At 66.6% G+C, this 25,823-nt stretch carries 22 protein-coding genes and 1 pseudogene; 15 read left to right on the top strand and 8 right to left on the bottom strand.

The window, feature by feature from the left end; all coding sequences use genetic code 11:
- Positions 1 to 32 precede the first annotated feature (32 nt).
- From CKO33_RS05410 to CKO33_RS05400, 3 genes are all read right to left on the bottom strand, one after another.
- Complete coding sequence (locus tag CKO33_RS05410) at positions 33 to 767, bottom strand: metallophosphoesterase (RefSeq protein WP_200180060.1); 735 nt, start codon at positions 765 to 767, stop codon at positions 33 to 35.
- Between the two features lie 72 nt (positions 768 to 839).
- Positions 840 to 3,626 carry a TRAP transporter permease gene (locus CKO33_RS05405; protein ID WP_439099421.1) on the bottom strand — a complete coding sequence of 929 codons (2,787 nt, stop codon included), beginning with the start codon at positions 3,624 to 3,626 and terminating at the stop codon, positions 840 to 842.
- A gap of 144 nt (positions 3,627 to 3,770) precedes the next feature.
- A complete protein-coding gene (locus CKO33_RS05400; RefSeq protein WP_200180058.1) occupies positions 3,771 to 4,754 on the bottom strand; it encodes a TAXI family TRAP transporter solute-binding subunit in 984 nt (327 codons plus the stop codon).
- A 119-nt stretch (positions 4,755 to 4,873) separates the two neighbouring features.
- On the opposite strand from CKO33_RS05400, the gene glyA reads away from it, so the two are divergent.
- The 15 genes from glyA (at position 4,874) to CKO33_RS05325 (ending at position 18,162) form a co-directional block, all read left to right on the top strand.
- Positions 4,874 to 6,130: a serine hydroxymethyltransferase gene (glyA, locus tag CKO33_RS05395; protein WP_200180056.1), complete on the top strand. Its 1,257-nt coding sequence runs from the start codon at positions 4,874 to 4,876 to the stop codon at positions 6,128 to 6,130.
- A 39-nt stretch (positions 6,131 to 6,169) separates the two neighbouring features.
- The gene (gene nrdR, locus CKO33_RS05390) at positions 6,170 to 6,661 is read left to right on the top strand and encodes a transcriptional regulator NrdR (RefSeq protein WP_200180054.1); all 492 of its coding nucleotides are present in this window, start codon (positions 6,170 to 6,172) and stop codon (positions 6,659 to 6,661) included.
- Between the two features lie 60 nt (positions 6,662 to 6,721).
- Complete coding sequence (gene ribD, locus CKO33_RS05385) at positions 6,722 to 7,882, top strand: bifunctional diaminohydroxyphosphoribosylaminopyrimidine deaminase/5-amino-6-(5-phosphoribosylamino)uracil reductase RibD (protein WP_338081731.1); 1,161 nt, start codon at positions 6,722 to 6,724, stop codon at positions 7,880 to 7,882.
- Positions 7,883 to 7,975: 93 nt separating this feature from the next.
- On the top strand, positions 7,976 to 8,632 hold the full coding sequence (locus CKO33_RS05380) for a riboflavin synthase (protein ID WP_200180052.1): 657 nt from the start codon (positions 7,976 to 7,978) through the stop codon (positions 8,630 to 8,632).
- Positions 8,633 to 8,661: 29 nt separating this feature from the next.
- Entirely contained in the window at positions 8,662 to 9,018 is a 357-nt protein-coding gene (locus CKO33_RS05375) for a DUF3392 domain-containing protein (protein ID WP_242472472.1), read from the top strand.
- Positions 9,019 to 9,052: 34 nt separating this feature from the next.
- The gene (gene ribBA, locus CKO33_RS05370; RefSeq protein WP_200180050.1) at positions 9,053 to 10,162 is read left to right on the top strand and encodes a bifunctional 3,4-dihydroxy-2-butanone-4-phosphate synthase/GTP cyclohydrolase II; all 1,110 of its coding nucleotides are present in this window, start codon (positions 9,053 to 9,055) and stop codon (positions 10,160 to 10,162) included.
- 27 nt (positions 10,163 to 10,189) lie between these two features.
- Positions 10,190 to 10,666, top strand: coding sequence for a 6,7-dimethyl-8-ribityllumazine synthase (gene ribH, locus CKO33_RS05365; protein WP_274600736.1), 477 nt, complete (start codon positions 10,190 to 10,192; stop codon positions 10,664 to 10,666).
- Positions 10,663 to 11,103 carry a transcription antitermination factor NusB gene (gene nusB, locus CKO33_RS05360; RefSeq protein WP_200180046.1) on the top strand — a complete coding sequence of 147 codons (441 nt, stop codon included), beginning with the start codon at positions 10,663 to 10,665 and terminating at the stop codon, positions 11,101 to 11,103. The genes ribH and nusB overlap by 4 nt, the downstream gene beginning before the upstream one ends.
- An 18-nt stretch (positions 11,104 to 11,121) precedes the next feature.
- Positions 11,122 to 12,072, top strand: coding sequence for a thiamine-phosphate kinase (thiL, locus tag CKO33_RS05355; protein ID WP_200180044.1), 951 nt, complete (start codon positions 11,122 to 11,124; stop codon positions 12,070 to 12,072).
- A gap of 25 nt (positions 12,073 to 12,097) precedes the next feature.
- Entirely contained in the window at positions 12,098 to 12,595 is a 498-nt protein-coding gene (locus CKO33_RS05350) for a phosphatidylglycerophosphatase A family protein (protein WP_200180042.1), read from the top strand.
- 116 nt (positions 12,596 to 12,711) lie between these two features.
- Complete coding sequence (locus CKO33_RS05345) at positions 12,712 to 13,374, top strand: retropepsin-like aspartic protease family protein (protein WP_338081730.1); 663 nt, start codon at positions 12,712 to 12,714, stop codon at positions 13,372 to 13,374.
- A 753-nt stretch (positions 13,375 to 14,127) separates the two neighbouring features.
- On the top strand, positions 14,128 to 14,841 hold the full coding sequence (locus tag CKO33_RS05340; RefSeq protein WP_200180040.1) for an abortive infection system antitoxin AbiGi family protein: 714 nt from the start codon (positions 14,128 to 14,130) through the stop codon (positions 14,839 to 14,841).
- Positions 14,842 to 15,166: 325 nt separating this feature from the next.
- Positions 15,167 to 16,684, top strand: coding sequence for a P-loop ATPase, Sll1717 family (locus tag CKO33_RS05335; RefSeq protein ID WP_200180038.1), 1,518 nt, complete (start codon positions 15,167 to 15,169; stop codon positions 16,682 to 16,684).
- A 1,057-nt stretch (positions 16,685 to 17,741) separates the two neighbouring features.
- A complete protein-coding gene (locus CKO33_RS13480; protein WP_338081729.1) occupies positions 17,742 to 17,906 on the top strand; it encodes a DUF4160 domain-containing protein in 165 nt (54 codons plus the stop codon).
- Positions 17,887 to 18,162, top strand: coding sequence for a DUF2442 domain-containing protein (locus CKO33_RS05325; protein ID WP_200180036.1), 276 nt, complete (start codon positions 17,887 to 17,889; stop codon positions 18,160 to 18,162). The genes CKO33_RS13480 and CKO33_RS05325 overlap by 20 nt, the downstream gene beginning before the upstream one ends.
- A 135-nt stretch (positions 18,163 to 18,297) precedes the next feature.
- Here the strand turns inward: CKO33_RS05325 and CKO33_RS05320 are convergent, their stop codons facing one another.
- From CKO33_RS05320 to CKO33_RS05300, 5 genes and pseudogenes are all read right to left on the bottom strand, one after another.
- Positions 18,298 to 21,420 (bottom strand): efflux RND transporter permease subunit, encoded by a 3,123-nt coding sequence (locus CKO33_RS05320; protein WP_200180034.1) that lies wholly within the window; start codon positions 21,418 to 21,420, stop codon positions 18,298 to 18,300.
- Between the two features lie 3 nt (positions 21,421 to 21,423).
- Positions 21,424 to 22,671, bottom strand: a complete 1,248-nt coding sequence (locus tag CKO33_RS05315; RefSeq protein WP_200180032.1) for an efflux RND transporter periplasmic adaptor subunit — start codon at positions 22,669 to 22,671, stop codon at positions 21,424 to 21,426.
- Positions 22,672 to 22,757: 86 nt separating this feature from the next.
- A pseudogene (locus CKO33_RS05310) lies at positions 22,758 to 23,543 on the bottom strand (ABC transporter ATP-binding protein); the annotation flags it as partial.
- A gap of 152 nt (positions 23,544 to 23,695) precedes the next feature.
- Positions 23,696 to 24,664 (bottom strand): iron chelate uptake ABC transporter family permease subunit, encoded by a 969-nt coding sequence (locus CKO33_RS05305; RefSeq protein WP_200180029.1) that lies wholly within the window; start codon positions 24,662 to 24,664, stop codon positions 23,696 to 23,698.
- A complete protein-coding gene (locus tag CKO33_RS05300; RefSeq protein WP_200180027.1) occupies positions 24,661 to 25,611 on the bottom strand; it encodes a cobalamin-binding protein in 951 nt (316 codons plus the stop codon). The genes CKO33_RS05305 and CKO33_RS05300 overlap by 4 nt, the downstream gene beginning before the upstream one ends.
- Between the last annotated feature and the right edge of the window lie 212 nt (positions 25,612 to 25,823).

Raw genomic sequence — 25,823 nt, 5'->3', positions numbered from 1 at the left:
AACGCCCATGGGTGGGTTGCAAGCCACGGGCATTATCTTTTTCCGGGCGCGGCCGGGAAGGTGTGCAGGGCGAAACGGGGCTGGATCTGGGCCAGGGTCAGGCGCGGCTCGGGCAGGAGGCCGCCCTGGGCGGCGCCCGTGTCCAGGAACCAGACGTTACCCGCCTGCAGCGGTTCGGGCACGGGGGTGTGCCCCACCAGCAGGGCCTCCAGGCCGGGTACCGGCGGCAGGCGGCCGCCGGCGCGGACCTGGCCGATGCGCTGCCGCGACCACAGGGCATGGTCCCGCACGGCGGGGTCGTCGGCGAGGGCGTCCAGGAAGCGGTTCCAGTCCATGTCCCGGGGCACGTCGGCATGGACCACCCCCACGCGGCCGGGATCGGTGTCGATCTCCAGGGCCAGGGGCAGGGCCCGCAGGCGGCGGCGGAAGCGGTCCTGCAGGGCGGGGTCCAGTTTGGGCCACCAGGCCCCGCCGTTGAACATCATCCACTCCAGGCCCAGTTCCGGGTTCGTCTCCGCGGCCAGGAGCAGCTCCTCGTGGTTGCCGCGCACGGCATGGAACCAGGGCCGTTCCAGGAACTCCAGGGCGCGGTGGGATTCCGGTCCCCGGTCCACCAGGTCGCCGACGCTGATGACGCGGTCCACCTCCGGGTCGAACCCCAGCTGCTCCAGGCCCCGCTCCAGCAGGGTGAACATGCCGTGCAGGTCCCCGGCGACGAAGTCCCGTCCCCGGGTGTTGCGCTCCAGTCTCTGCAGCAGTCTGCCCATGGGTGTGTTCCGGTCTCGGCTGTCGGGTGGTCCCCGGGTTGGTCTCCATGGGGCGCGCGGGGTTCCTTTGGGTTATGCCGTTCCAGCGTCCGCCGCCCGGCTTCGCCGGCGCTGCATGGCCGCCACCACAGCCACCAGGGCCAGGGCGGGGAGGTAGAACCATTCCGGGGCGGGACGGTCCGCGGGCACCAGCACATGGGTGATGCGCCAGCCGGATTCCAGGCCCATGCGATCGGCGGGGCTGCCGAAGGAGACGAAGCTGATGCGCACCGTATCGCCCAGGGTCATCACCCCCAGGCCGGCCTGGGACAGGCGCCTGCGGGCCGGGTCCGGTTCCCCCAGGGGGAGCATGGCCACCCGCTCCACGGCACGGCCTTCCATGTCCATGCCCTCCACCGCCAGGCGCAGGCGTGCACCGGCGGGCAGATCCTCGGTGATCTCCATCAGGCGCGCCGCCGGCAGGGCGTCATGGGGCGGGTACAGGCGGTCCATGAGCAGGTTCGGGGCGAACAGCACCAGGGCCGCCAGCAGCAGGGCCAGGCGCTCGTGCCAGCGGCTGCGGGTGACCAGCCAGCCCTGGGTGGCGGCGGCGAAGACCAGGATCCCGGTGAGGGCACCGAAGACGGTGAGCAGCAGCTGCCCCGGGCCGTCCACGCCGATGAGCAGCAGCTGGGTGTTGAACAGGAACAGGAAGGGCAGGGTGACGGTGCGCAGGCTGTAGACAAAGGCCTGCACCCCGGTGCGCAGGGGATCCGCCCCGGAGAGGGCGGCGGCGGCGAAGGAGGCCAGTCCCACCGGCGGGGTGACATCCGCCAGGATGCCGAAATAGAAGACGAACAGGTGGGCGGCGATGAGGGGGATCAGCAGGCCCTGGGCCGAACCCAGTTCCACGATCACCGGCGCCATGAGGGTGGCCACGATGATGTAGTTGGCGGTGGTGGGCAGCCCCAGTCCCAGGATCAGGCAGATGAGCCCGGTGAAGGCGAGCATGGCCAGCAGGTTGCCGCCGGAGAGAAAGCCCACCAGGTCCGCCATGGCCAGGCCGATGCCCGTCATGGCCACGGTGCCGACGATGATGCCCGCCGCCGCCGTGGCCACGCCGATGCCCACCATGTTGCGCGCCCCCAGGACCAGGGCATCCCCCAGTTCCCCCAGGCCCCGCAGCGCCGCCTGCGCCAGCCGGCGGGGCCGGTCCGGCCCCTCAGCGGTGGTCTCCCCGTGGCGGGTCATGAGCACCGAGAGGGGGTGCTGGGTGAGCATGATGAAGATCAGAAAGGCCACGGCCCAGAAGGCGGACAGGGCCGGGGAGAGGCGCTCCACCACCAGGCACCACACCAGTACCACCACCGGCAGGAGGAAATGCAGCCCCCCCTGCAGGGTGGGTCCGGGGGCGGGGGGCTGGGTCATCCCGTTGTCCGGTTCCGCCGGGGCCGGGGCGCGGCAGGCCAGCCACAGCAGCCCCAGGTAGGCGGTCAGCACCAGCAGGGCGATGATCGGCGAGGCGGCGGCGCCGGCCACGGCCTGGATCCAGCCCAGGCCGTAGTAGGTGGCCCCGGCCAGGAGGAAGAATCCCGCAACGGTCAGCCCCCAGGCCAGCAGCCGTCCCCGCAGCGTGCCGCCCCCGCGTCGCGGCAGGCCCTCCATCCCCGCCTTCAGGGCCTCCAGGTGGACGATGTAGAACAGGGCGATGTAGGCGATCACCGCAGGCAGGAAGGCGTGGCGGATCACCTCCACGTAGGGGATGCCCACGTACTCCACCATGAGGAAGGCGGCCGCCCCCATCACCGGCGGCATCAGTTGTCCATTGACGGAACTGCTCACCTCCACGGCCCCGGCCTTGTGGCCCGGGAAGCCCACCTTCTTCATCAGCGGGATGGTGAAGGTGCCGGTGGTGACCACGTTGGCGATGGAGGAGCCGGAGACGATGCCCGTCATGCCGGAGGCCACCACCGCCGCCTTGGCGGGTCCGCCCCGCAGATGTCCCAGCAGGGCGAAGGCCACGCGGATGAAATAGCCGCCGCCCCCCGCCCGTTCCAGCAGGGCGCCGAAGAGCACGAACAGGAACACGAAGCTGGTGGAGACCCCCAGGGCGATGCCGAACACCCCCTCGGTGGAGAGCCACTGCTGGGACATGGCGCGGCCGAAGGAGGCCCCGGCGTGGGCGATCATCTCCGGCATCCAGGGGCCGGCGAAGGTGTAGGCCAGGAAGATCCCGGCGATGACCATGAGGGCCGGTCCCAGGGTGCGCCGGGTGGCCTCCAGCAGCAGGATCAGGCCGCAGCCGGCCACGGTCAGGTCCAGGGTCGTGGGGGCCCCGGGGCGCTGGGCCAGTTGCTCATGGAAGAGGAAGAGATAGGCGGCGCAGAAGGCCGCCAGCAGCCCCAGGAGCCCATCGCTGGCGGGCGTGCCCCGGCGTCCGGGGTGGGCGCGCAGGGCCGCCCAGGCCGCCAGCAGGAGCACCGCGCCCATGGCGACGAAGGGGATGCGGGTGTCCGGCCCGGGCCAGGACAGGGCCGCCAGTGCCAGCAGGCCGAGGCCGGCGGGGAGCCACAGGGGCCCCGCCAGGGGGCGCATGCGGGCCATGGGGTTTATGGCGGGGAAGGCCATGAAGGCCAGGAAGACGGCGAACGCCAGGTGGATGGCCCGGGCCCGGGTCTCGGAGACGATGAACAGATCCAGCCAGTAGGGCAGGGGGGAGGCGATCCAGAGCTGGAACAGGGACCAGGCCAGGGCGGTGGCGGCGATCACCCACCGCCCCAGGTTCCCCGGTTCCCGGGCGCCGGTCTCCACGCGTGCGACCCGGGTCTGGGGATCCCGGTGCGTTGATTCCTCCGCCGCGTGCATCCGCTCCTCCGTCATGTCGGTCCAGTGCCCGGCGCGGGTCCCCGGTCACCGGCGGCGGGCACAGCCTGTTTCGGCGCGGGGGGACCGGTTCCGGGGTCTTCTTCGGGGATGGGCCCCGGATCGGAGGCCGGGCGTGGCGACCCGATCCGGGGGCGGATCCTAGTCCAGCAGGCCCGCCTCGCGGTAGTAGCGCTCGGCCCCCGGATGCAGCGGGGCGGAGAGCCCCTCGCGCACCATGGCCTCCTTCTCCAGCACGGCGAAGGCCGGGTGCATGGTCTTGAAGGTGTCGAAGCGTTCGAACACCGCCTTCACCAGGGCATGGATGGCCGCCTCGGAGGTGTCGGTGGAGGAGACCAGGGTGGCCCCCACGCCAAAGGTGGTCACGTCCTCCTCCTGGCCCGGGTACATCCCCGCCGGGATGCTGGCGCGGAAGTAGTAGGGGTTGTCCTCGATGAGCCGGTCCACCACCTCGCCGTCCACGGGCACCAGGCGGGCGTCGCAGGTGGCGATGGGCTCCTGGATGGCGGCGGAGGGATGGCCCACGGTGAACAGCATCACGTCGATGCGGTTGTCGCACAGGGCCTGCCCCTGTTCCCGGGAGGGCAGTTCCGAGGCCAGGGCGAAGTCGTCCAGGGTCCAGCCATAGGCCGCCATGAGCCGCTCCACCGTGCCCCGCTGGCCGGAACCCGGGTTGCCCACGTTCACCCGCTTGCCGCGGATGTCCTCGAAGTGCTGGATATCGCTGTCGGCGCGCACCAGCACGGTGAAGGGCTCCGGATGCAGGGACAGGACTGCGCGCAGTTTCTCGTTGGGTCCGGCATCGGCGAAGCGGTCGGTGCCATGATAGGCATGGTACTGCCAGTCGGACTGCACCACCCCCACGTCCATATCGCCGGCGCGGATGGCGTTGAGGTTGAATACCGAACCGCCGGTGCTCTCGGCGTTGCAACGCAGGCCGTGCTCATCCCGGTCCCGGTTCATCAACTGGCAGATGCGCTGGCCGGCGGGATAGTAGACCCCGGTGACCCCGGCGGTGCCGATGGTGAGGAAGCGGTCCTGGGCCTGCAGGGCGCCGCTGCACAGGATCAGGGAAAGCGTTACCGACAGGATTGAAAAGCCTTTGAAAATCAATCGTCTGGACATTCTCTGTCCTCCTTCGGGCAGGGGGCTTTGCGGCCGCTTACGTGCGTCCGGCGCCGGAATCCGCTAACATTCAATCCTTTTTGTGATTTCTTATCAATCGATTTGCGGGGAGTTCCCGAATGTTTTCCATCGACATGAGTATCGCCGGATACGATGACGAACTGTGGCAGGCCATGGAGTCCGAGGCGCGGCGTCAGGAAGAGCACATCGAGCTGATCGCCTCCGAGAACTATGCCAGTCCACGGGTCATGGAGGCACAGGGCTCGGTGCTGACCAACAAGTACGCCGAGGGCTATCCGGGCAAGCGGTACTATGGCGGTTGCGAATACGTGGACGTGGCCGAGCGCCTGGCCATCGAGCGGGCGCGTGAACTCTTTGGCGCCGATTACGCCAACGTCCAGCCCCATTCCGGCTCCCAGGCCAACGCCGCGGTGTACATGGCCCTGCTCAACCCCGGGGACACCGTGCTGGGCATGAGCCTGGCCCACGGCGGGCACCTGACCCACGGCGCCAGGGTGAACTTCTCCGGCAGGATCTACAACGCCGTCACCTATGGCATCGACGACGAGGGCTACATCGACTACGACGAGGTGGAGCGCCTGGCCCTGGAGCACAAGCCGAAGATGGTGGTGGCCGGTTTTTCCGCCTACTCCCGCGTGGTGGACTGGCAGCGTTTCCGCGATATCGCCGACAAGGTGGGGGCCTATCTGCTGGTGGACATGGCCCACGTGGCGGGCCTGGTGGCCGGCGGGGTCTATCCCAGCCCGGTGCAGATCGCCGATGTCACCACCTCCACCACCCACAAGACCCTGCGCGGCCCCCGCGGCGGCATCATCCTGGCCAAGAGCAACCCCGAGCTGGAGAAGAAGTTCAATTCCCTGGTCTTCCCCGGTACCCAGGGCGGCCCCCTGATGCACGCCATCGCCGGCAAGGCCGTGGCCTTCAAGGAGGCCCTGGAGCCGGACTTCAAGGCCTATCAGCAGCAGGTGGTGGCCAATGCCCGGGCCATGGCCGCACGCATGATGGAGCGGGGTTATAAAGTGGTCTCCGGCGGTACCGACAACCATCTCTTTTTGGTGGACCTGATCGACAAGGGCATCACCGGCAAGGACGCGGACGCCGCCCTGGGCCGCGCCAACATCACCGTGAACAAGAACGCCGTGCCCAACGATCCCCAGTCCCCCTTCGTCACCAGCGGTCTGCGCATCGGCACCCCGGCCATCACCACCCGCGGCTTCACCGAAAAGGAGGCCGGGGATCTGGCCGGCTGGATCTGCGATGTCCTGGACGATCTCAACAACGAGGCGGTCATCGAGCAGGTCAAGGGCCGGGTGCTGGAGATCTGCAGACGCCTGCCGGTCTATGGCCGCGGCTGATCCGCGCATCCACCTGCTCCCCCGGGAGGCGGCACGGGGATGAAATGCCCCTTCTGCGCAGCCCCGGAGACCCGTGTGGTGGACTCCCGCCTGGCCGGCGAGGGGGATCAGGTGCGCCGGCGGCGGGAATGCGTGGCCTGCGGTGAGCGCTTCACCACCTTTGAGGGGGCGGAGATCCACCTGCCCCGGGTGGTGAAGCAGGATGGCAGCCGCGAGCCCTTCAGCGAGGCCAAACTGCGGGCCGGGATGATGCACGCCCTGGAAAAGCGCCCCGTGTCCACGGACCGTATCGAGGCGGCCCTGGCGCGCATCAAGCGCCGCGCCCGGGGTCAGGGGGAGCGGGAGATCCCCGCCCGGCGCATCGGGGAGTGGGTCATGGAGGAACTCCTGGCCCTGGACCAGGTGGCCTACATCCGCTTCGCCTCCGTGTATCTGAGCTTTGCCGATGTGCGCGCCTTCCGCGAGGCGGTGGAACGCCTGGAAAAGCAGGATCCCGATCCGGTCGGGAGCGCCGCCGGGGACGGGACCTGAGCCCTGTGGCCGAACCCGCGCAGGGTATGTCTATGCCCCCCACTCCCTGAGTCCCATCCCGTGACCGTATTCACCGCCCAGGATCATGCCCTCATGGGCCGCGCCCTGCGATTGGCGGCCCGGGGCCTGTACACCACCGATCCCAATCCCCGCGTCGGCTGCGTCCTGGTGCGGGATGGACAGGTGGTGGGGGAGGGGTTCCACGCCCGCGCCGGCGAACCCCATGCCGAGGTGCTGGCCCTGCGCGCCGCCGGGGAGGCGGCCCGGGGTGCCACCGCCTACGTGACCCTGGAACCCTGCAGCCACCACGGCCGCACGCCCCCCTGCGCCGATGCCCTGGCCGCGGCGGGGGTGGCGCGGGTGGTGGCCGCCATGGTGGACCCCAACCCCCGGGTGGCGGGCCGGGGCCTGGCCCGCCTGCGCGCCGCCGGGGTGCAGGTGGACAGCGGCCTGCTGGCGGCCGAGGCCAGGGATCTGAACCCCGGTTTCGTCCAGCGCATGGAGCGGGGACGCCCCTGGGTGCGGGTGAAACTGGCCGCCAGTCTGGACGGGCGCACCGCCATGGCCAACGGCGAGAGCCGCTGGATCACCGGCGAGGCGGCCCGGGCCGATGTGCAGCGCCTGCGGGCCCGGGCCTCGGTGGTGCTCACGGCCATGGGCACGGTGGCGGCGGACGATCCGCGTCTGAACCTGCGCCTCACCCCCGCGGACCTGGGCATCGACGGGCCCGTGCGCCAGCCGGCGCGGGTGATCCTGGACCGGCAGGGGCAGCTGGCCCCCGGGGCGCGGCTGTTCACCGCCCCCGGCGGACCGGTGTGGGTGTTCACCGCAGAAGAGGCCCTGGAGCGGCAGCGGGCCGCCCTGGAGACCGCCGGCGCGCGGGTGGACGCCGTGCCGGTGCGAGACGGTCACCTGGATCTGACGGCGGTGCTGCAGGCCCTGGCGGCGCGGGAGGTGAACGAGGTCCACCTGGAGGCCGGACCCACCCTGGCCGGGGCCCTGCTGCAGGCGGGGCTGATGGACGAGTGCGTCCTCTACCTGGCGCCGCACCTGATGGGCACGCAGGCCCGCGGTCTGTTCCGGCTGCCCCTCCAGGACATGGCCGAGCGTATCCCCCTGGAGATCCGGGAGGTGCGCCCCGTGGGGCGGGACTGGCGCCTGACCCTGCAGGCGGCGCCGCAGGGCGGATCGGGGCCCGGAGGGATGTCGGGGCCGGGATGATCCCGGTCCCCCAACCAGGCCGGTGCATGGCCCCCATGGCAGCCCCGGATGCGTTATCTTAACCCCCCTGAATGATCCGTCCCGGAGTGCGGCATGTTCACAGGCATCATCGAATCCGTGGGGACCGTGGTCTCGTTGCAAGACCGCGGAGGCGACCGGCGCCTGGGCATCCGCAGCGGCAAGCTGGACTTGACCGATGTGCGCCTGGGGGACAGCATCGCCGTCAACGGGGTCTGTCTCACCGCCGTGGCCCTGCCCGGGGACGGGTTCGCCGCGGACGTCTCCCGCGAGACCCTGTCCGCCAGCTCCCTGGGCCGGCTCAAGGCGGGGGACCCGGTGAACCTGGAAAAGGCCCTCACCCCCACCACCCGCCTGGGGGGGCACCTGGTGAGCGGGCATGTGGACGGCCTGGGGGAGGTGACCGCCGTGGCCCCGGAGGCCCGTTCCTGGCGGTATGATATCCGGGTGCCGGATGCCCTGGCCCGTTACATCGCCCCCAAGGGGTCGGTGAGCGTGGACGGGGTGAGTCTCACGGTGAACGCCGTCTCCGGAGCCGTGTTCTCGGTGAACATCGTGCCCCATACCCAGCAGGAGACCATCATCCGCAACTATCGGGTGGGCACGCGGGTGAACATCGAGGTGGACCTGATCGCCCGCTATCTGGAACGCCTGCTGCTCGGGGAGCGGGCGGCGCAATCCGCAGGCGGGATCAGCGAGTCCTTCCTGGCGGAGCACGGCTTCCTCGGATAGATCCACACACCCATGCCGGAGTCCTCATCATGGAGAACACCCTGCAGGCCATGCTGGAATGGTTCGACGCCCTGCTACTGGACGCCGGTGCCTGGCTCCGGGGGTATGTGAGCCAATTGGCCCTGGCCTTCGTGGCCACGCTGCTGGTGATCTATGGCAGCGACATCAACCGCACGATCAAGGGGGCGGTGCGCACCTGGCCCCGGATCATGCGGCTTGTGGCCTTCGTGCTCATGTGCGTGTTCGGTTACGGGGCCCTGACGGTCCTGATCACCCCGTGGATCGCCCGGGGACTGTCCCAGGTGGACACCTTCTGGCTGGCCCCTGTGGTGATCGGGGGCTTCCTGCTCCTGGGCTGGCTGGCAGAACGCAAGAACCAGATCTAGGGCGACGCCCCTTTATCCCCCACAGCGGCTGACTATGGCATTCAACCACACCGAAGAGATCCTCGAGGACCTGCGCCAGGGGCGCATGGTGATCATCGTCGACGACGAGGATCGCGAGAACGAGGGCGACCTGCTCATGATCGCCTCCCGGGTGCGTCCCGAGGATATCAATTTCATGGCCCGCTACGGTCGCGGCCTGATCTGCCTCACCCTCACCCGGGAGCGCTGCCGGCAGCTGCGCCTGCCGCTGATGGTGGGGGACACCCACGACAAGCACGGCACCAACTTTACCGTCTCCATCGAGGCGGCGGAGGGGGTGACCACCGGCATCTCCGCCTACGACCGCGCCCACACGGTGCGCACCGCCGTGGCCCCCGACGCCAGTCCGGCGGATCTGGTGCAGCCGGGGCACATCTTCCCCCTCATGGCCCAGCCCGGCGGGGTGCTGGTGCGGGCGGGCCATACCGAGGCCGGCTGCGATCTGGCGCGGCTGGCGGGCTGTGAGCCGGCGGCGGTGATCGTGGAGATCCTCAACGAGGACGGGTCCATGGCCCGGCGGCCGGATCTGGAGCGTTTCGCCGCCGAGCACGGCCTGAAGATGGGCACCATCGAGGACCTGATCCGCTACCGCATCGAGCACGAGCGCAGCGTGGAGCGGGTGGCGGAGACCCCGTTCCCCACGGAGTTCGGGGAGTTCACCCTGGTGGCCTATGCCGACGTCCTCGGCCAGGGGCTGCATTTTGCCCTGGTCCTGGGCCAGCCCGAACCGGAGGGGGATACCCTGGTGCGGGTGCAGCTGGGCGGCGCCCTGGAGGATACCCTGAGCTATCGTCCGCCCCAGGGGGGGTGGTCCCTGCGCGGGGCCCTGGAGCGCATCGCCCGGGAAGGCAGTGGCGTGGCGGTGCTCATCCACCGGGAGGTGGAGCAGCGGGCCCTGGTGCGGCGCCTGCGGCGCATGGCCCTGAGCGGGGGATCCCCGCCGCCGGAGGATACGGACCAGGACACGGCACAACTGCGCACCCACGGCATCGGCGCCCAGATCCTCAAGGACCTGGGGGTGCGCCGCATGCGCCTGCTCTCCTCGCCCAAGCGCTTCCACGGCCTCGGGGGCTTCGGCCTCGAGGTGGTGGACTACGTTCAATAAACACTCACCGGCAGACCCTTCATGACCATGAACATGCGAACCCTCGAAGGCCGCCTCACCGACGCCAGCGGCGCCCGGATCGGTCTTGTCCTCTCCCGCTTCAATTCCTTTATCGTGGAACGGCTGCTGGAAGGGGCCCACGACATCCTCACCCGTCACGGCGTGGAGGAGAAGCATCTGACGGTGGTGCGGGTCCCCGGGGCCTTCGAACTGCCCCTGGCGGTGAAGGCCATGGCCCAGTCGGGGAAGTACGACGCCGTCATCGCCCTGGGCTGTGTCATCCGCGGCTCCACGCCCCATTTCGACTACGTCGCCGGGGAGGCGGCCAAGGGGCTGGCGCAGGTGCAGCTGGAGACGGGGCTGCCCATCAGCTTCGGCGTGCTCACCACCGACACCATCGAACAGGCCATCGAGCGCGCCGGCACCAAGGCGGGCAACAAGGGGGCCGATGCCGCCCTGGGGGCCCTGGAGATGATCAGCCTCATGCGGACCCTGACTGCATGACGATCCCCCCGGACACCGCCCATCGCCGCCATACCCATGCCCGGCGACATGCCCGGCGCCTGGCCATGCAGGCCCTGTATCAGTGGCAGCTCACCGGCTATCCCGCACGGGAGATCCTGACCCAGTACGCCGACGATCCGGAGATGGAAAAGGCCGACTGGGAGTACTTCCGGCGGCTGCTTTTGGGGGTCACGGCGGAGTCGGCGCAGCTGGACGCCGCCATCGGCCCCCACCTGGACCGCCCCATGGAGCAGGTGGACCCGGTGGAGCGGGCCCTGCTGCGCCTGGCGGCCTATGAGCTGCATCACTGCCCCGAGGTGCCCTACAAGGTGGTCATCCACGAGGCCGTGGCCCTGGCCAAGAAATACGGTGCCGAGCAGGGGCACCGCTTCGTCAACGGGGTCATCGACAAGGTGGCCGCCGGGCTCCGGCAGTAAGCCGCCCGGGGGCGGGGCATGAAGGAGTTCGATCTCATCCGCTGCTATTTCACCCCCGCCGATCTCCCCGGGGATGTCCATCTGGGGGTGGGGGACGATGCCGCCCTGCTGTGCGTACCCCCGGATCACGAGCTGGTGGTGAGCGTGGACACCCTGGTCCAGGGGGTGCACTTCCCCGTGGACACCCCGTCCGGGGCTATCGGCCACAAGGCCCTGGCGGTGAACCTGAGCGATCTGGCGGCCATGGGGGCCACGCCGCGCTGGGTTACCCTGGCCCTGACCCTGCCCGGGGAGGACACTGCCTGGGTGGAGGCCTTCGCCCGGGGCTTTCTGGACCTGGCGCGGAGCCACGAGGTGGCCCTGGTGGGGGGGGACACCACCCGCGGGCCCCTGACCCTCACCGTGCAGGCCATGGGGGTGGTCCCCACCGGGGCGGCCCTGCGCCGTGACGGGGCGCGCCCGGGGGAGGCGATCCTGGTGACCGGCACCGTGGGGGACGCGGCCCTGGCCCTGCGGGAGCTGGGACGGGGCAGGGCGGACCCGCGCCTGCGGGCGCGCCTGGACCGGCCCGAGCCCCGGGTGGCCGCCGGCCGGGCCCTGCGGGGCCTGGCCAGTGCCTGCATCGACGTCTCCGACGGTCTCGCCCAGGATCTTGGCCATATCCTGGCGGCCTCCGGTGTGGGCGCCACCCTGGAGACCGCCCGCCTGCCCCTTTCCCCCGCCTTCCGGGAGGTCATGGGGACGGAGGACGTGGACTGGTCCCTGCCCCTGGCCGGTGGCGACGATTACGAACTGCTCTTCACCGCCCCGCAGGGGGCCGTGGAGGCCCTCTGCCGGACACTGGCGGGGCTGGGGTGTCCGGCCACCGTCATCGGCCGCACCGAGACCGAACCGGGCCTGCGCATCCTGGACCCCCAGGGCAACCCCCTGCCCCTGGAGCGGGGCGGTTACGCCCATTTCGACTCCTGAACCCATCCCGACCCGGACCGCCTCCATGGCCGCAGCATCCCCCCAGACCCCCCCCGCCGCATCCATCCTGCGGGACCCGGTGCATCTCCTGGCCTTCGGTCTGGGCAGCGGCCTCTCCCCCAGGGCCCCGGGGACGGCGGGCACCCTGGCGGCGGTGCCGCTGTTCCTGCTGATGCTGCAGGGCCTGCCCCTGTGGGCCTATCTGCTGGTCACGGCCCTGGCGGCGCTGGCGGGGATAGGGCTCTGTGGCGAGAGCGCCCGGCGCCTGGGGGTGCATGACCACCCGGGGATCGTCTGGGACGAGTTCGTCGGCCTGTGGATCACCCTGATCGCCGTCCCGGCGGGCTGGTCCTGGATCCTGGCGGGGTTTGTGCTGTTCCGCCTGTTCGACATCCTCAAGCCCTGGCCCATCGGCTGGCTGGACCGGCACCTGGGGGGCGGCATCGGCATCATGCTGGATGATGTGCTGGCCGGATTGTATGCCCTGGGGGTGCTGCAGGGCCTGGCCTGGTTCCTCCTGTAAATAAAGGTAACCGCCACCCCCCTGGGGGAATCCCGGCCCCGGACCGGCTTGCATCCCGGCCTCCCCGGGGGCATCGTGGCGATGGAATCCCTTGCCAGGCCGTCGGGTACCCGTCCGTGTCACGCGCCCTCTTCAGGTCCTTCCCCATCCTCTGCCTGCTGCTGTCCCTCCTGGGGGCGTCACCGGCCCTGGCCCTGGACGTGCGCGTGGTGGGGGTGTTCGGCGACCGGGCGGTGCTGGAGGTGGACGGCACGCGCCGGGTGCTCAGTGTGGGGGAGAGCAGCCCGGAAGGGGTCACCCTGGAGGCCGCCGACGGACGCAATGGCACCGCCCGGGTGCGGGTGGAGGGACGGGTGCGCCAGATCCGCATCGGCGAGCGCGTGGGGGGCAGCTATGCCCCACGGCGACAGGCCACGGCCCGCATCCACCGCGACTCCAATGGCGCCTTCACCACCACCGGGGCCATCAACGGCCATGCCCTCACCTTCCTGGTGGACACCGGCGCCTCCGCCGTGGTGCTGAACGCCGCCGAGGCCCGCCGCCTGGGGATCGACCCCGACCAGGGGCAGTCAGTGCCGGTGCGCACCGCCTCCGGCCTGGAATGGGGCCGCCGGGTGCGCCTGGACCGGGTGCAGGTGAGCGCCATCCGTCTGCGCAATGTCCCGGCCCTGGTGCTCCCGGGCCGGGAACCCCGGGTGGCGCTGCTGGGCATGAGCTTCCTCGAACGCCTGGAGATGCGCAACGAGGGCAGCGTGCTGGTGCTGGAGCAGCGTTACTAGCGCGAAACTCCCCTCAAGCCGCATCGGCGATAGGGGGCGTTCCGCGGCCGATTGGGATGAGGAATGGGGTAGGGGAGGCCCCCGCAACGGACAAGGCCACCGTTTGCACCCTTCTTTCCCAGCCGGTACAGTCGGTATCGAGAAGACACACAGGGAACGTAGTCCTCCATGGATCTCCCCACCGCATCCCCACCTGCCCGCATCCAGCGGGCTGCGCAGGACAACACCGCGTCACCCATTCCCGGCGGTAGACGCCCAGCGGATAACCGGCGCCACGGTTCCCCCATCTTGCGATCAAAAGGTCACACCCGGGCACCGGATTCCGGTCCATGTCCTACCACTCAAAGGCGCGGCCGCATTGGCCTCCATCGCGCCAGACTGGTTTACCAAGTCGGTCCCGCTGAAACGTCGGTTGTCATGATACATTCCCTCGCGGCAGGATGTGTTCTGCATATTTATATAAATCACGTGGTGAGTCCCGCAAAGCCCTCACATGCCCCAATGGCGGAAAGTGCGCAGGCCACCGATGTGTGGGAAGTTGTTCGGCTCAGGCGAGTCGTCATGCGGCGGATGCGCCGCATAAGGCGTTATCATGCGCAACCGCCGCATAACACCCCTCGAGAGTCTCCCGGTCCTGACCGCAAGTCGTTGATATTGAGCCCCATGCTATGCCGAGAGCAGTTTGGGGGTGGGTGTTATGCAGCGGTTAGGGCGTCCATTTATAGTTAGATGAGGTTGAAGTTGCGTGCATATGTGAATAACACACTTGTCCATTGGACAGGAAGAGGGCAAACGGACTCTGCTGCCCTTGCAGCGCTGACCTCTATCTGCGATGAAAAGCTTTTGAGGCTGAGCTATTGCCCAAACTACGTATCTAAAGGGTACGACAAAAAATCAGCGATGGTGTGCTTTACTGACATTCCCTTGTGGCATGCAAAAGAGCACTGTCGAAAATTCGGGAAATTTGGTATCGGTTTCAAAAAAGCCAAGATGATTAGCTACGGTGCGAATCCTGCCCTGTACACAACAGGTGAGCACTTTGCACGTATTAAGAAGCTTTCTGGGTTGCTGGAAAGAATGGAGGATTTGGAGAAGGATAGGGAATGGAAAGAGGAAACCGATCCCTACAATTTCACTGAAGACGAAACTGTGGCGTTTCAAGAGGTCACGGATTTCCTTCAAGAATATTCATACAAAAACCAAGACGACTCTGAGTATGTGACCTACTACCAGAGAGAGTGGAGGCTAACGTTTAGGTCACTGCCATTCGCAGGTGGGACTAAACCACAGGATCCCGGAATGAGCTGTTTCTATATTAGAAACGAGAAAAGCTACAGCACGGTAAAATTTAGCAACGATGATATTGATTATATCGTTGTGCCAGCAAGGTACTGGCTTCAGGGCAGGAGGCTAGCAAAAAAAATAGGTTGCACGCTAAAAGTCTATGAGCTGTCTGTTTTCATCTAACAATCGCAGGCACTGCGATGGCTTTTCGTTGCGGCTTCGCCTCAACTACAAAGCCGCGCGTGCTGCGGGCGTTATATTCGAAAAAGGGGGCAGACCCCGTTTCTCAGAGGAATAAGGGTATAGATCCCATTTTCGTATATGCGCAACAAGGAACAACTAAGGCAAAAAGTAATTTCTCACATGCACAAGCCGCAGAAACTGCCCAAGCGAGTTGTAAACTATATTCAGGCAAAATAAATTCAGTATTCAGCAGTATAATTATTCGATTTTCGGCTTAATTTTTGAATTTAGGGAAGGTTAGTTTTTTAGAAATATTGGGGGATGTGTGTACGCGTTATCTGAAATCTCTAATTTTGGCGCTGTTGATGCCGATAGCGATGACCTTCTTCTTGAAGTGTTTGAAGGGCACGAAGCTTTCGATGCGGTACTGGAACGTTCACGTTTCTTGGTGACAGGTCGAAAGGGGTCCGGAAAAACAGCTATATACAAGAAACTTCTGTCAGAGTCTGGGCCTAAAAAATTTGTGTATGGGCATACCTTCTCAGATTACCCATGGCATCATCACGATGCGCAGGCGCGCGTTGGAATTCCTGACTATGATAAGTTTACACATAGCTGGAAGTACCTAATCTACTTGAGCTTAGCGAAGATTGTTCTGAATCAAGATGATTCCCTTCCGCACAACGATCGTAGCATGAACTGTATGGACCCGATTGAACGCTTTGTTGTCGATACGTACGGCTCTAGAGATCCAGATCTAACACAAATATTTACTCCTACAAAAGAGATGCGGTTACGGCCTCATTTTGATATTAACCTGAAAGCGCTTAAAGCTGGTGTATCCCCAGAGCAGGTTCCAATAACTGAGCTTCCAACGATTGTTCAAGAAGTTAATAGAAACTTGCAGAATCTTCTTCTCCTGAGTGTAAACGAGGAGAATGAGTACTTCATTGCATTTGATGAGCTTGACCTAGGGTTCGACCCAGAAAATCAAGATTATAAGAACAGGCTTATAGGGTTGTTGCTAGCTTGTCGGGACATTAATAATGCAGCTCGTGAAGCTGGTGTTAAGTTCTTCGCAGTCATTTTCTTGCGGGATGATATTTACAATAAGTTACAATTTGAAGATAAAAATAAGATAACGGAGAACTTTGCTTCTCTTATAGAGTGGGATACCCCCCGCACAAACCGAACGCTAAGAGATCTGATGGAGCGTCGGTTTACATTGCGACTCGGGGAGAAAGAAGAAAACATATCATGGGAAACTCTTTTTAATGAGACTCAAGAAATGACGGGGCGACAGTCGAAGTACAATCACATTACGGATAGAACCTACTTGCGCCCCAGAGATATGATTAAATTTTGCAACTTAGTTTTATTTGAGTACAATAAGAGAATTGGAGATGGGGGCCTGCAGAACGATAAGATCGATAATGTTGATATAAATAAAGCTCGGCATAGTTATAGTCAGTATTTTCTCAATGAGCTAGATGATGAGATACATAAGCATGTTCCACGCTATCGCGACTACTTGGAGGTTATCAAGGCAATAGGGGCGTGGCAATTTGATAAGAATGTCTTCTTAAGTAAATTTGAAAATCAAGGATTTGGTGGTGGTGAGCGGAGTGCATTGGAAGTGCTCCGAGCTCTGTTTGAGTTCTCTGTCTTGGGTTTTTATAGGCCGGGAGGAGGTGGGTATGGAGGCTCCGAGTATATCTTCAAGTACAAGGAGCCAGGTACGCAATTCGATGCAACTTCGAGCCGGTTCCGCGTTCATCCTGCTCTAATTGAAGCCCTTGGGCTGAAAAGAACTAATGTAGTGGATCCCCCACTGTCAGGATAGTGGTGTGTGCCGCAGGAAAAAAGGGGACAGATTCCTTTTTCGGTATCCGGGGGTTCGATTACATCGCCAAGGTCATCACCGGGGTGCTATTCAAAGACGGGTGGAAGTGGATGCGCCGACCGACCAGCAGGACGCCGCCTATTCATGACTCCATACACCTGATTTGACGATAGCTCGGCAAAGGACCGCCCCGATCTATTTCGAAACGTGTATACAATCAAGCGAGATCTGAATGTTAGGGTTTTACTCATAGTGAGGGGGGGTATGCTTAGTCGTATTGCGATCATGTTGGTGTTTTGGGCAGTTCTCACTATTTTTGTTTTCTATTTTCTTCAGCGGTATAAGTCCGAGCGGGCGTCTCTCATTGGTGGCTTAGCCTTTTTGGTCGGCGCGATAGCTGCAGTGTTGCTACTGCCCGTCTTTTTTGGCATCCAAGAGTGCTGCAACACATATGTGTGCATACAAAACAAAGAAATGGTGAGTGCGCTAGTCACGTTCTTCATTATCAGCTGGGGGAGCTTCGGTGCAAATCTGATTTCCGCATGTGTCAGCCATAAATAAGATTAAAAACTCAATCCAGCGGGCCGTCAAATGCTATGCATTCGCTATCCGCGGATCTCGTGCGTTATGCGGATCGACGCTGCGAGTATAAGTAATGGCGCTGCAGGAGCTGTTGGATGCGAAATATAAGTACAAGCCCGTCCGGTACTCCCATGTTCCGATGGATCCTGAGTGGAAAAAGGGGACAGACCCCATTTTGGCACCTGATGGGCTATGCCGTGGGTCTGAACCAGGGGTGCTTCGTGGCCTTGGTGCGGACCTTCCAGATCTTGAGGGACCAGTACGGCGTGGCGCCTTTGGTGGGCACGCTGCAGGCGGATTAGGAAGACCGCTATCTGGCTTCGGCCAACACGATCGATCGGGTGTTTTCCCCCGATGCCCTGCTGCTACTGGACGAAGCCCGCAGGAGGAAAGCGTGATGCCGACACTGCTACGCGAAGGCCCCTACCGGTTCTTCTTCTACAGCGACGAAGGTGATCCATAGGAACCACTACACGTGCATGTAACTGCCGGTGACCATGTAGCGAAGTTCTGGCTGGAACCCGTTGAGCTACAATCAAGCAAAGGCCTGCGTGCCCATGAAATCAACCAGCTGCATAGGCTGATCGAGCGGCACCAGACACAATTTTTGGAGGCATGGCATGCGCACTTTGAATCTTGAATCCGAACCGTTGGCCGTCGAGGTCAGCTTCACGGCTGACACATTCCGCGTCACGCTGGAGGATGGCCGTGAACTGTCGATTCCTCTGGCTTGGTTCCCCCGCCTGTTGCACGGCACCCAGGAGCAGCGCGAGCAATGGGAGCTGATAGGTCGCGGTCAGGGAATCCACTGGGAAGCCCTCGACGAAGACATATCCATCAACGGCCTGCTAGCCGGGCGCGGCGACCAGACCCGTCGCCGAAAGGACGTTGCTTGACTCACATGAGAAAAAGGGGACAGACCCCATTTTCGGTGGGTATACAACCAGGCGAGACCTGACACCTGGATTCAGGCTTCTTGCGAAGAGCCGTGAGGCAGTTCTCGCCGCGCTGGTCGCCCCGCGCCAGGAGGATCACGCCTCCGCGGTCCGTGCCTCTCCCTGCAGCCAGCCCGCCAGGCGTTCGTGGGACGCCAGCAGGGCGGGGATCACCACCAGTACCAGCACTGTGGCGAAGGCCAGGCCGAAGACGATGGAGATGGCCATGGGGATGAGGAACTGGGCCTGGGTGGAGCCTTCGAACAGCAGCGGTACCAGGCCGGCGATGGTGGTGAAGGAGGTGAGCACCACCGCCCGCAGGCGCTGGCAGGAGGCCTCCACGATGGCGTCGTCCTGGGCCAGCCCTTCGGCCCGCAGGGACTGGTAGAAGCTCACCAGGATGATGGCGTTGTTCACCACGATGCCGGTGAGGCCGAAGAGGCCGAACAGGGACAGGATGGTGAGCTCCACCCCCAGCAGCCAGTGCCCCACCAGGGCCCCCAGCAGGCCGAAGGGGATGATGGCCATGATCACCAGGGGCCAGCCGTAGGAGCCGAACACCCAGGCCAGGGTGATGTAGATCAGGGCCAGGGCGATCACCAGGCCCATGCGCATGTCCCCCAGGGTCTCCGCCTGGTCCACGGCGCGGCCCTGGAAGGACCACTGCACCGGGTGTTTCTGCAGGAGTTCGGGCAGCACCTCCTGTTCCAGTTGCTCCCGGATGCGCCCGGCGTTGTTCACCGCCCGGTCCACATCCGCCGAGACGGTCACCGCCAGGCGGGCCTCGGCATGGCGCAGGGTCTCAAAGCCCTGGCGCGGGCGCAGTTCCGCCACCGTGTCCAGGGGGGCCGTGCCGCCGCCGGGCAGGACCACGGCGAAGCGCTCCAGGATGGCGGCGTCGTGGCGCTGGTCGTCCGGCAGCCGCACCCGCACCTCGATCTCCTCCAGGCCGTCCTGGTAGATCTGGCTCAGGGCGCCGTCGAAGGCGGCGCGCAACTGCCGTCCCAGGGATTCGGTGGTGAGGCCCAGGGCCTGGCCCTCCGGGGTGAGCCGGTAGATGAGCTGTTCCCGGCCGAAGGGCATGTTGTCCTCCACGGCGTAGACCCCGGGGAAGTCGTTCAGGGTCTCGGACAGGTCCAGGGCGGCGGCCTTGAGGGCCCCGGTATCCTCGCCGGTGAGACGCACCTCCACATCGCGCCCCGGTGGTCCGGACTGGCGCTCGGTGATGCTGAACAGCTCCAGCCCCGGGGGCTGCTGGATGCGGGATTCCCAGGCGCGGATGAGTTCGGTATTGCGCACCTGGCGCCGGTCCGGGGACACCAGTTCCACCACGATGGAGCCGAACTGGTCCCCCCGCGGGGGCTGCTGTGCCCCGCCCGTGTCCAGGCCCGCCCCGGAGCGCACCACCACGTTGCGGATCAGATCCCCCCCCAGTTCCGCTTCGGCGGCGTAGAGCCCGTCCTCCACGTGGTCCAGGAACCGGTCCACCCGCTGCGGCGGGGTGCCGGCCACGAAGTGCACGCTGGCGTTGAGCACCGTGCCCTCGGGGGAGGGGAAGAAGGTGAAGCCCAGGCGGCCGCCGAAGAGCAGTCCCAGGGCCAGGATGAGCACCGCCAGGGCGGCGGCCAGGGTGAGGCCGGCATGACGCACGGAGGTGTCCACCAGGCGCCGGAAGGGGCCTTCACGGAAGCCCTCGAAGGCGCGGTCGAAGCGGTGACGGAAGCTGCCGGGCCGGGGCGGGCGCACCTTCTCCAGGCTGCCGCGCAGGTGATGGGGCAGCACCAGGAAGCTGATCACCAGGGTGGCGATGAGGATGCAGATCACCACCAGGGGGATGTCGAAGAGGATGTTGCCGATGATGCCCCCCACCAGCATCAGGGGCAGGAAGGCGGCGATGGTGGTCAGGGAGGCGGAGAATACCGGGGCCAGCATGCGCCGGGCCCCCTGTTCCGCGGCCTGGGCCGCGGAGCGGCCCCGCTGGTATTCGCTGTAGGCATGCTCACTGACGACGATGGCGTTGTCCACGATGATCCCCAGGGCCATGATGAAGCCGAACAGGGACATCATGTTGATGCTGCCCCCCAGGGCCCACAGGGCCACGAAGGCGGCGGTGAAGGATACGGGGATGCTCAGGGCCACGCGCAGGGCCAGGCGGCCGTTGAGGAAGAGGAACAGGATCCCCAGCACCAGCAGCAGCCCGCCGGCGCCGTTTTTCAGCAACAGGCCGATGCGTTCCGCCAGGGGTTCGTAGAATTCGTCATAGAGGTGGAGTTCCACCCCCGGGGGCAGGGTGGGCCGGGTCCGGGCCAGCCAGTCCCGCAGGATGCGGGACGCCTCCAGGGCGTCGTCCTGTTCCGCCCGCTGCAGGGCCATCTCCACGGCGGGCTGTCCCTGGTAGCGCACCAGCACCTGGTTGTCCCGGGGGCGGCGCTCGATGGCGCTGGCCACGTCGCCGAGACGGATCAGCCCCTCCTCGGCATCGGCGCGCAGGGGCAGCCGGGCGAAGTCCAGGGCATCCCGGGCCTGTTCCAGGCTGCGCACCTGACGCGCGGTGTCGTTGCGCCCCACCATGCCCGCCGGCAGGTCACGGGAGAGGTCGTCCACCCGCTCGGCGATGTCGTTCAGGCCCATCTCCAGGTCCAGCAGCCGGGCCATGGGCACCTGGATGGCCATCTCCTCTTCCGGCAGCCCGGTGAATTCGATCTGGGCGATGCCGGCATCCAGCAGTTGACGTTCCAGGTCCCGCACCAGGGGGCGCAGTTCCCGCAGGTCATCGGGGCCGGTGACCAGCAGTTTGGCGATGGGTTCGTAGCGGATGATGCGGGTCACCACCGGTTTTTCGACCGCCTCGGGCAGGTCCCGCTGGCGGTCCACCACGTTCTTCACCTGGTTGGTGGCCAGGGTCATGTCGGTGCCGGACTCGAATTCCAGGGTGATGGTGGACAGGCCGAGGCTGGAGGTGGAGGTGAGGTTGCGCAGGCCGTCCACGGTGCGCAGCTCCTGCTCCAGGGGGATGGTGATGCCCGTCTCCACGTCCTCGGCGCTGGCCCCGGTCCAGGGCACCTGGACCGTGACGAAATCCAGGGCGAAGTTGGGGAAGAACTGGGTGTTGAGCTTGAGCAGGGCCCAGGCCCCGGTGAGGAGCATGAGGGCCACCAGCAGGTTGGCCGCCACGGGGTGGCGCAGGAAGAGCCCGATGATGCCGCGGTCACGCCTCATGGATCATGCCCCCGCCTCGGTGACCCGCAGCCCGTCCATGGCGTTGGGCAGGCGGGTGGTGACGATGCGGTCGCCGGCCTTGAGATCGGGGCCGGTGACCAGGATGCGGGTGTCCCCGTCCGGGCCGGTCCATTCCCCCACCCGGGTCACGGAGAGGCGGCGCATGCGGCCGTCCTCGATACGGTAGACCCGGTCCATGCCGTAGAGGGCCTCGAAGGGCAGGGGGACCACGCCGGCTTGTTCCGGCAGGGCCAGTTGCACCGTGATGAAACGGCCCAGGGGCAGGTCATCCTCCGCGCCTTCCACCCGCAGGATGCCCTCCACACCGGCGCTCCCGCCGGGGCTCTCCCCGGCCAGCTCCTCCAGCACCAGGGGGATCTCCTGGCCATCCACCCGGCCGGTGGCGGTGGGTTCCATGCCGGCCTCCAGGGCGGCCCGCACCCGGGGCAGATAGGCGGCCGGGATGGGGGCACGCACCTCCAGGGCGTCCAGGTCGTAGAGGGTCACCAGGGGGTCGCCGCTGCGCACCCGCTCCCCGGGGGCCACGGGCACGGCCGCGATACGGCCCCGGAAGGGGGCCTGGATGCGGGTGCGCTCCAGATCCAGACGGGCCTGTTCCGCCAGGGCCCGGGCCCGGTCCAGGCGGGCACGGAGCTGCTCCGCCCGGGCCGGGTAGTCGTTCACCGCCAGTTCCCGGTTGGCCACCGCCAGGGCCTGCTGCTCCACGGCGCGCTGGGCCTCGTCCACGGCGCTGCGCGAGCCCAGATCACGGCCCTGCAGGTCCCGGGCCCGCTGCAGGTCCCGTTGTGCCAGCTGCAGCAGGGTGCGTTCCCGTTCCAGGGCCGCCTGGTCCCGTTCATGGGCCTGTTCCAGGGCCCGCAGCTGGGCCTCCAGGTCCTTCACCTCGGCGGCCCGCTGGGTCTGGATCAGTTGCAGTTCCCGGTCCTCCAGGATCACCAGATCCGCCCCGGCCTCCACGATGCGGCCCTCCCGGGCCGGCACCCGGAGCACATCCGCCGTGACCGCCGCTTGCAGTTGCGCGCTGCGGGGGGACTGCACATGGCCATAGAGGGTGAGGCGGGGGGCCAGGCTGCGGGGCTGGATCTCCTGGGCCGTGACCCGCCAGACCCGCTCGGCCACGGAGCGCGGTGGCTGCTCGGGGCGGGTCATGACCAGCAGCGTGAATCCCAGGACCCCCAGCCCCAGCAGGATCAGGGGGAGGAAACGGCGGACCGGTTGCAGGCGTTTCATGGAGCGGGGGCGTCCTTGTGACGAGCGGGGGTGGAGGGATCGTTCTGCCGGGATTGGACGGGGGCGGCGTCCTCCCGTTCCGTACCCCGGGGGAGGAACACCGGCATCCCGTCCACCTGCCCCACGGCCAGGGGCTGTCCGTAGAGCCGCTCCAGGGCCCGGGGGACGAGCATGTCCCGGGTGGGGCCCCAGCAGGCGTCGCCATTAGGGTACATGAGGAGCAGATGATCACAATAGCGGGCCGTGAGGTTCACGTCGTGCATGGTGAGCAGGGCGCCGCGCCCGTGGGTGACCAAGCGGCGGACGATGTCCAGCACCTCCACCTGGTGATGCAGGTCCAGGTGGTTGGTGGGTTCGTCCAGGAGAAAGACCCGGGGGTCCTGGGTGAGGGCGGTGGCGATGGCCAGGCGCTGGCGCTCGCCGCCGGAGAGGGTGGCGATGGGGCGGTCCTCCAGCCCGGACAGTCCGGTGCGTTCCAGGGCGGACTGGGCGGCGGCGTAGTCGGCGGCGGATTCCATCTCCCAGGGGCGCAGGTAGGGGTGGCGGCCGATGAGGGCGGTCTCCAGCACCGTGGCGGGAAAGCCGTCCTGCTGGTCCTGGAAGACCATGCCCAGGTGGCGGGCGATGCGGTGCCGGGGCAGGTCTTCCATGGGGTGGCCGTCCAGACGCAGGCCGCCGCGGCGGGCGGGACGCAGACCGGCCAGGGTGTGCAGGAGGGTGCTCTTGCCCGCCCCGTTGGGTCCGAGCACGCCCCAGCACTGTCCGGGTCGTACGGCCAGGCGCAGCGCGGCGCCGTCCGGGCGTCCGGGGATGTCCACCACCAGGTCATCCAGTTGCAGGAGGGGAGGGGTGCTGTGGTGATCGGCGGCCATGGGGATTCCGGTGATGCCTTTGCTCTCAGAGGATGGGAGAAGGATAGCTGCGCCACGATGGCTGGGTTTTTCTTGTCTGCCGCTGCCCTGGAACCCGCGCTCCCGGGAAAGCCCGGCGCAAGGGTAAACTCTGGCACGGGGGCGTTTTCTGTTCACCTGCTGCGATGCAAAAGATACAGGAACACCGGCACCCCCAGCATGGCGGTGATCACCCCCACGGGGAGTTGTTGCGGGGCGATGAGGGTGCGGGCCAGGGTGTCCGCCAGGGTGAGCAGGATGCCGCCGGCCAGGGCCGAGGCGGGCAGGATGATGCGCTGGTCGTTGCCCAGTACCAGGCGCAGCATGTGGGGCACGATCAGGCCCACGAAGCCCACGCTGCCGGCCAGGGTGACGGCGGTGGCGGTGACCAGGGCGGCGACGATGTACACCGTCCATTCCAGGGGCCGCACGGCCACCCCCAGGGCGGCGGCCTGCATGGGGCCGCGGGCCAGGACGTTGAGGCTGCGGCCCAGGGGCATGGCGGCCAGGACCACGCCGATGAGAATCGCCCAGGCGGGTCCGATCCGCCGGGCATGGGACAGGTCCCCCATGAGCCAGTAGAGCATCCCCGGCAGTTCCTCCGTGGGGCTCACCGCCAGCAGGAAGCTGATCAGGGCCCCCCAGCCGGCGGCCACCACCACCCCCGTGAGCAGCAGCCGGGTGGGGGTCCAGCTGCCGGTGCCGTGGGCCAGGCCGAAGACGATGAAGGTGGAGACCATGGCGCCGGCGAAGGCCGAGCCCGAGACCAGGACCGTGCCCGTGCCCAGGAGCATGGAGGCCAGGGCCCCCACCGCCGCGCCGCCGGAGAGCCCGAGGACATAGGGATCGGCCAGGGGATTGCGCAGCAGCACCTGCATCAGGGCCCCGGCCACGGCCAGCAGGCCCCCGGTGGCGAAGGCCGCCAGGGCCCGGGGCAGGCGCAGTTCCAGGATCAGGGTGCGGTGCAGGGGATCGCCGTCCCCGGTGAGCACGGACAGGGTCTGGGCGGGCGTGAGCTGCACGCTGCCCAGGGCCACGGCGGTGACCAGCGCCGCCAGGGCGGCCAGAAGCAGGACGGTGAGGATGCCCGCCAGGCGGGTCACTCAGTATCCTCCGGACGCCGCTGGCGCGCCTGTTCCAGGGCCTGGCAGACCCGCCGGGCCCCTGCCGCCAGGCGGGGGGTGGGGCGCTGCAGCAGGGACGGGGGGATGAAGAACAGATTGTCCCGGGCCACGGCGGTCATCTGCGTCCAGCGGCGCCAGTCCTCCACCCATTGCGGGTCCTCCTCCCCCATGCCGCCGCCCATGATCACCTCCGGGTCCGCGGCCAGCACCACCTCCCGGTTCAGCCGGGGTACGGCGGCGTCGAGATGGCCGAAGACGTTGCGGCCGCCGCACAGGCGGATGACCTGGGAGATGATGTGTTCGCCGTTGAGGGTCATGAGGGGGCGGTCCCAGACCTGATAGAAGACCGTCACCGGGGAACGCCCGGCGTAGCGGTCCCGCAGCCCCTCCAGGGCCTGTTCCAGTTCCCGGGCGGTCTGGTGTCCCTGCTGCGGGTGACCCGCCAGCCGGCCCAGGGTCTCCAGCCCCTGCGCCAGCTGGCGGATGTCGCGGGGATCGCTGTAATAGAGGGTGTGGCCCATGGCCTCCAGGCGTTCCAGCTGGCTGCGCACATTGCCCGCCTCCCAGGCGATGATCAGATCCGGTTCCAGGGCGATGATGGATTCCAGATCCAGCTGCTTGTAACTGCCCACCCGGGGGATCTCCAGGGCGGCCCCGGGATGGTCGCTGAAGTTCACCGTACCCACGATCCGCTCCCCGACGCCCACGGCGAAGAGGTTCTCGGTGATATGGGGAGCCAGGCTGATGATGCGCTTCGCCGGGGCCTGCAGTTGTACCTGGCGGCCCCGGTCGTCCGTCACGATGAGGGGCTCCGCATGGGCATGGGGTAGAACTAAAATGGCAATGATCAGGGCGAAAATTGCAGCCAAAAGCGGCCATTTTCGTTCTTCTTTGGGATTCTGTTCCGGGGTTTCTGGGCCTGTCATGGTGTTCGGGTCGGGCATATGGAAGGAGGGCATCATACCAGTGATCCCCGGATGGGCTAGCGCCCCCAACACGAGTCACCGCCGGGGCCATTCCCTGTCGGCGGGTGTGCGCCGCAGGGAAGCGGCGCGCAAGCCTCCAGGGAGGGATTCACGGCGTCCCGCCGACAGGGAATGGCCCCGGCGGTGGGGGAACGGAGCCCCTGTCGGCAGGT

The sequence above is a fragment of the Ectothiorhodospira mobilis genome (assembly GCF_016584115.1).
Taxonomy (GTDB): domain Bacteria; phylum Pseudomonadota; class Gammaproteobacteria; order Ectothiorhodospirales; family Ectothiorhodospiraceae; genus Ectothiorhodospira; species Ectothiorhodospira mobilis.
Note: the sequence above shows the minus strand (reverse complement) of the source record. Positions and strands in the feature narration are given on the sequence as shown.

Bases quoted from the DNA above. Each gene is read 5' to 3' on its own strand.
- CKO33_RS05320 (WP_200180034.1), bottom strand. From the start codon at position 21,420: ATGAGGCGTGACCGCGGCATCATCGGGCTCTTCCTGCGCCACCCCGTG.
- CKO33_RS05350 (WP_200180042.1), top strand. From the start codon at position 12,098: ATGGCCGCAGCATCCCCCCAGACCCCCCCCGCCGCATCCATCCTGCGG.
- CKO33_RS05315 (WP_200180032.1), bottom strand. From the start codon at position 22,671: ATGAAACGCCTGCAACCGGTCCGCCGTTTCCTCCCCCTGATCCTGCTG.
- CKO33_RS05400 (WP_200180058.1), bottom strand. From the start codon at position 4,754: ATGTCCAGACGATTGATTTTCAAAGGCTTTTCAATCCTGTCGGTAACG.
- CKO33_RS05405 (WP_439099421.1), bottom strand. From the start codon at position 3,626: ATGACGGAGGAGCGGATGCACGCGGCGGAGGAATCAACGCACCGGGAT.
- CKO33_RS05380 (WP_200180052.1), top strand. From the start codon at position 7,976: ATGTTCACAGGCATCATCGAATCCGTGGGGACCGTGGTCTCGTTGCAA.
- nusB (WP_200180046.1), top strand. From the start codon at position 10,663: ATGACGATCCCCCCGGACACCGCCCATCGCCGCCATACCCATGCCCGG.
- CKO33_RS05300 (WP_200180027.1), bottom strand. From the start codon at position 25,611: ATGACAGGCCCAGAAACCCCGGAACAGAATCCCAAAGAAGAACGAAAA.
- glyA (WP_200180056.1), top strand. From the start codon at position 4,874: ATGTTTTCCATCGACATGAGTATCGCCGGATACGATGACGAACTGTGG.
- CKO33_RS05375 (WP_242472472.1), top strand. From the start codon at position 8,662: ATGGAGAACACCCTGCAGGCCATGCTGGAATGGTTCGACGCCCTGCTA.
- nrdR (WP_200180054.1), top strand. From the start codon at position 6,170: ATGAAATGCCCCTTCTGCGCAGCCCCGGAGACCCGTGTGGTGGACTCC.
- ribBA (WP_200180050.1), top strand. From the start codon at position 9,053: ATGGCATTCAACCACACCGAAGAGATCCTCGAGGACCTGCGCCAGGGG.
- ribH (WP_274600736.1), top strand. From the start codon at position 10,190: ATGAACATGCGAACCCTCGAAGGCCGCCTCACCGACGCCAGCGGCGCC.
- CKO33_RS05325 (WP_200180036.1), top strand. From the start codon at position 17,887: ATGCGCACTTTGAATCTTGAATCCGAACCGTTGGCCGTCGAGGTCAGC.
- CKO33_RS05410 (WP_200180060.1), bottom strand. From the start codon at position 767: ATGGGCAGACTGCTGCAGAGACTGGAGCGCAACACCCGGGGACGGGAC.
- thiL (WP_200180044.1), top strand. From the start codon at position 11,122: ATGAAGGAGTTCGATCTCATCCGCTGCTATTTCACCCCCGCCGATCTC.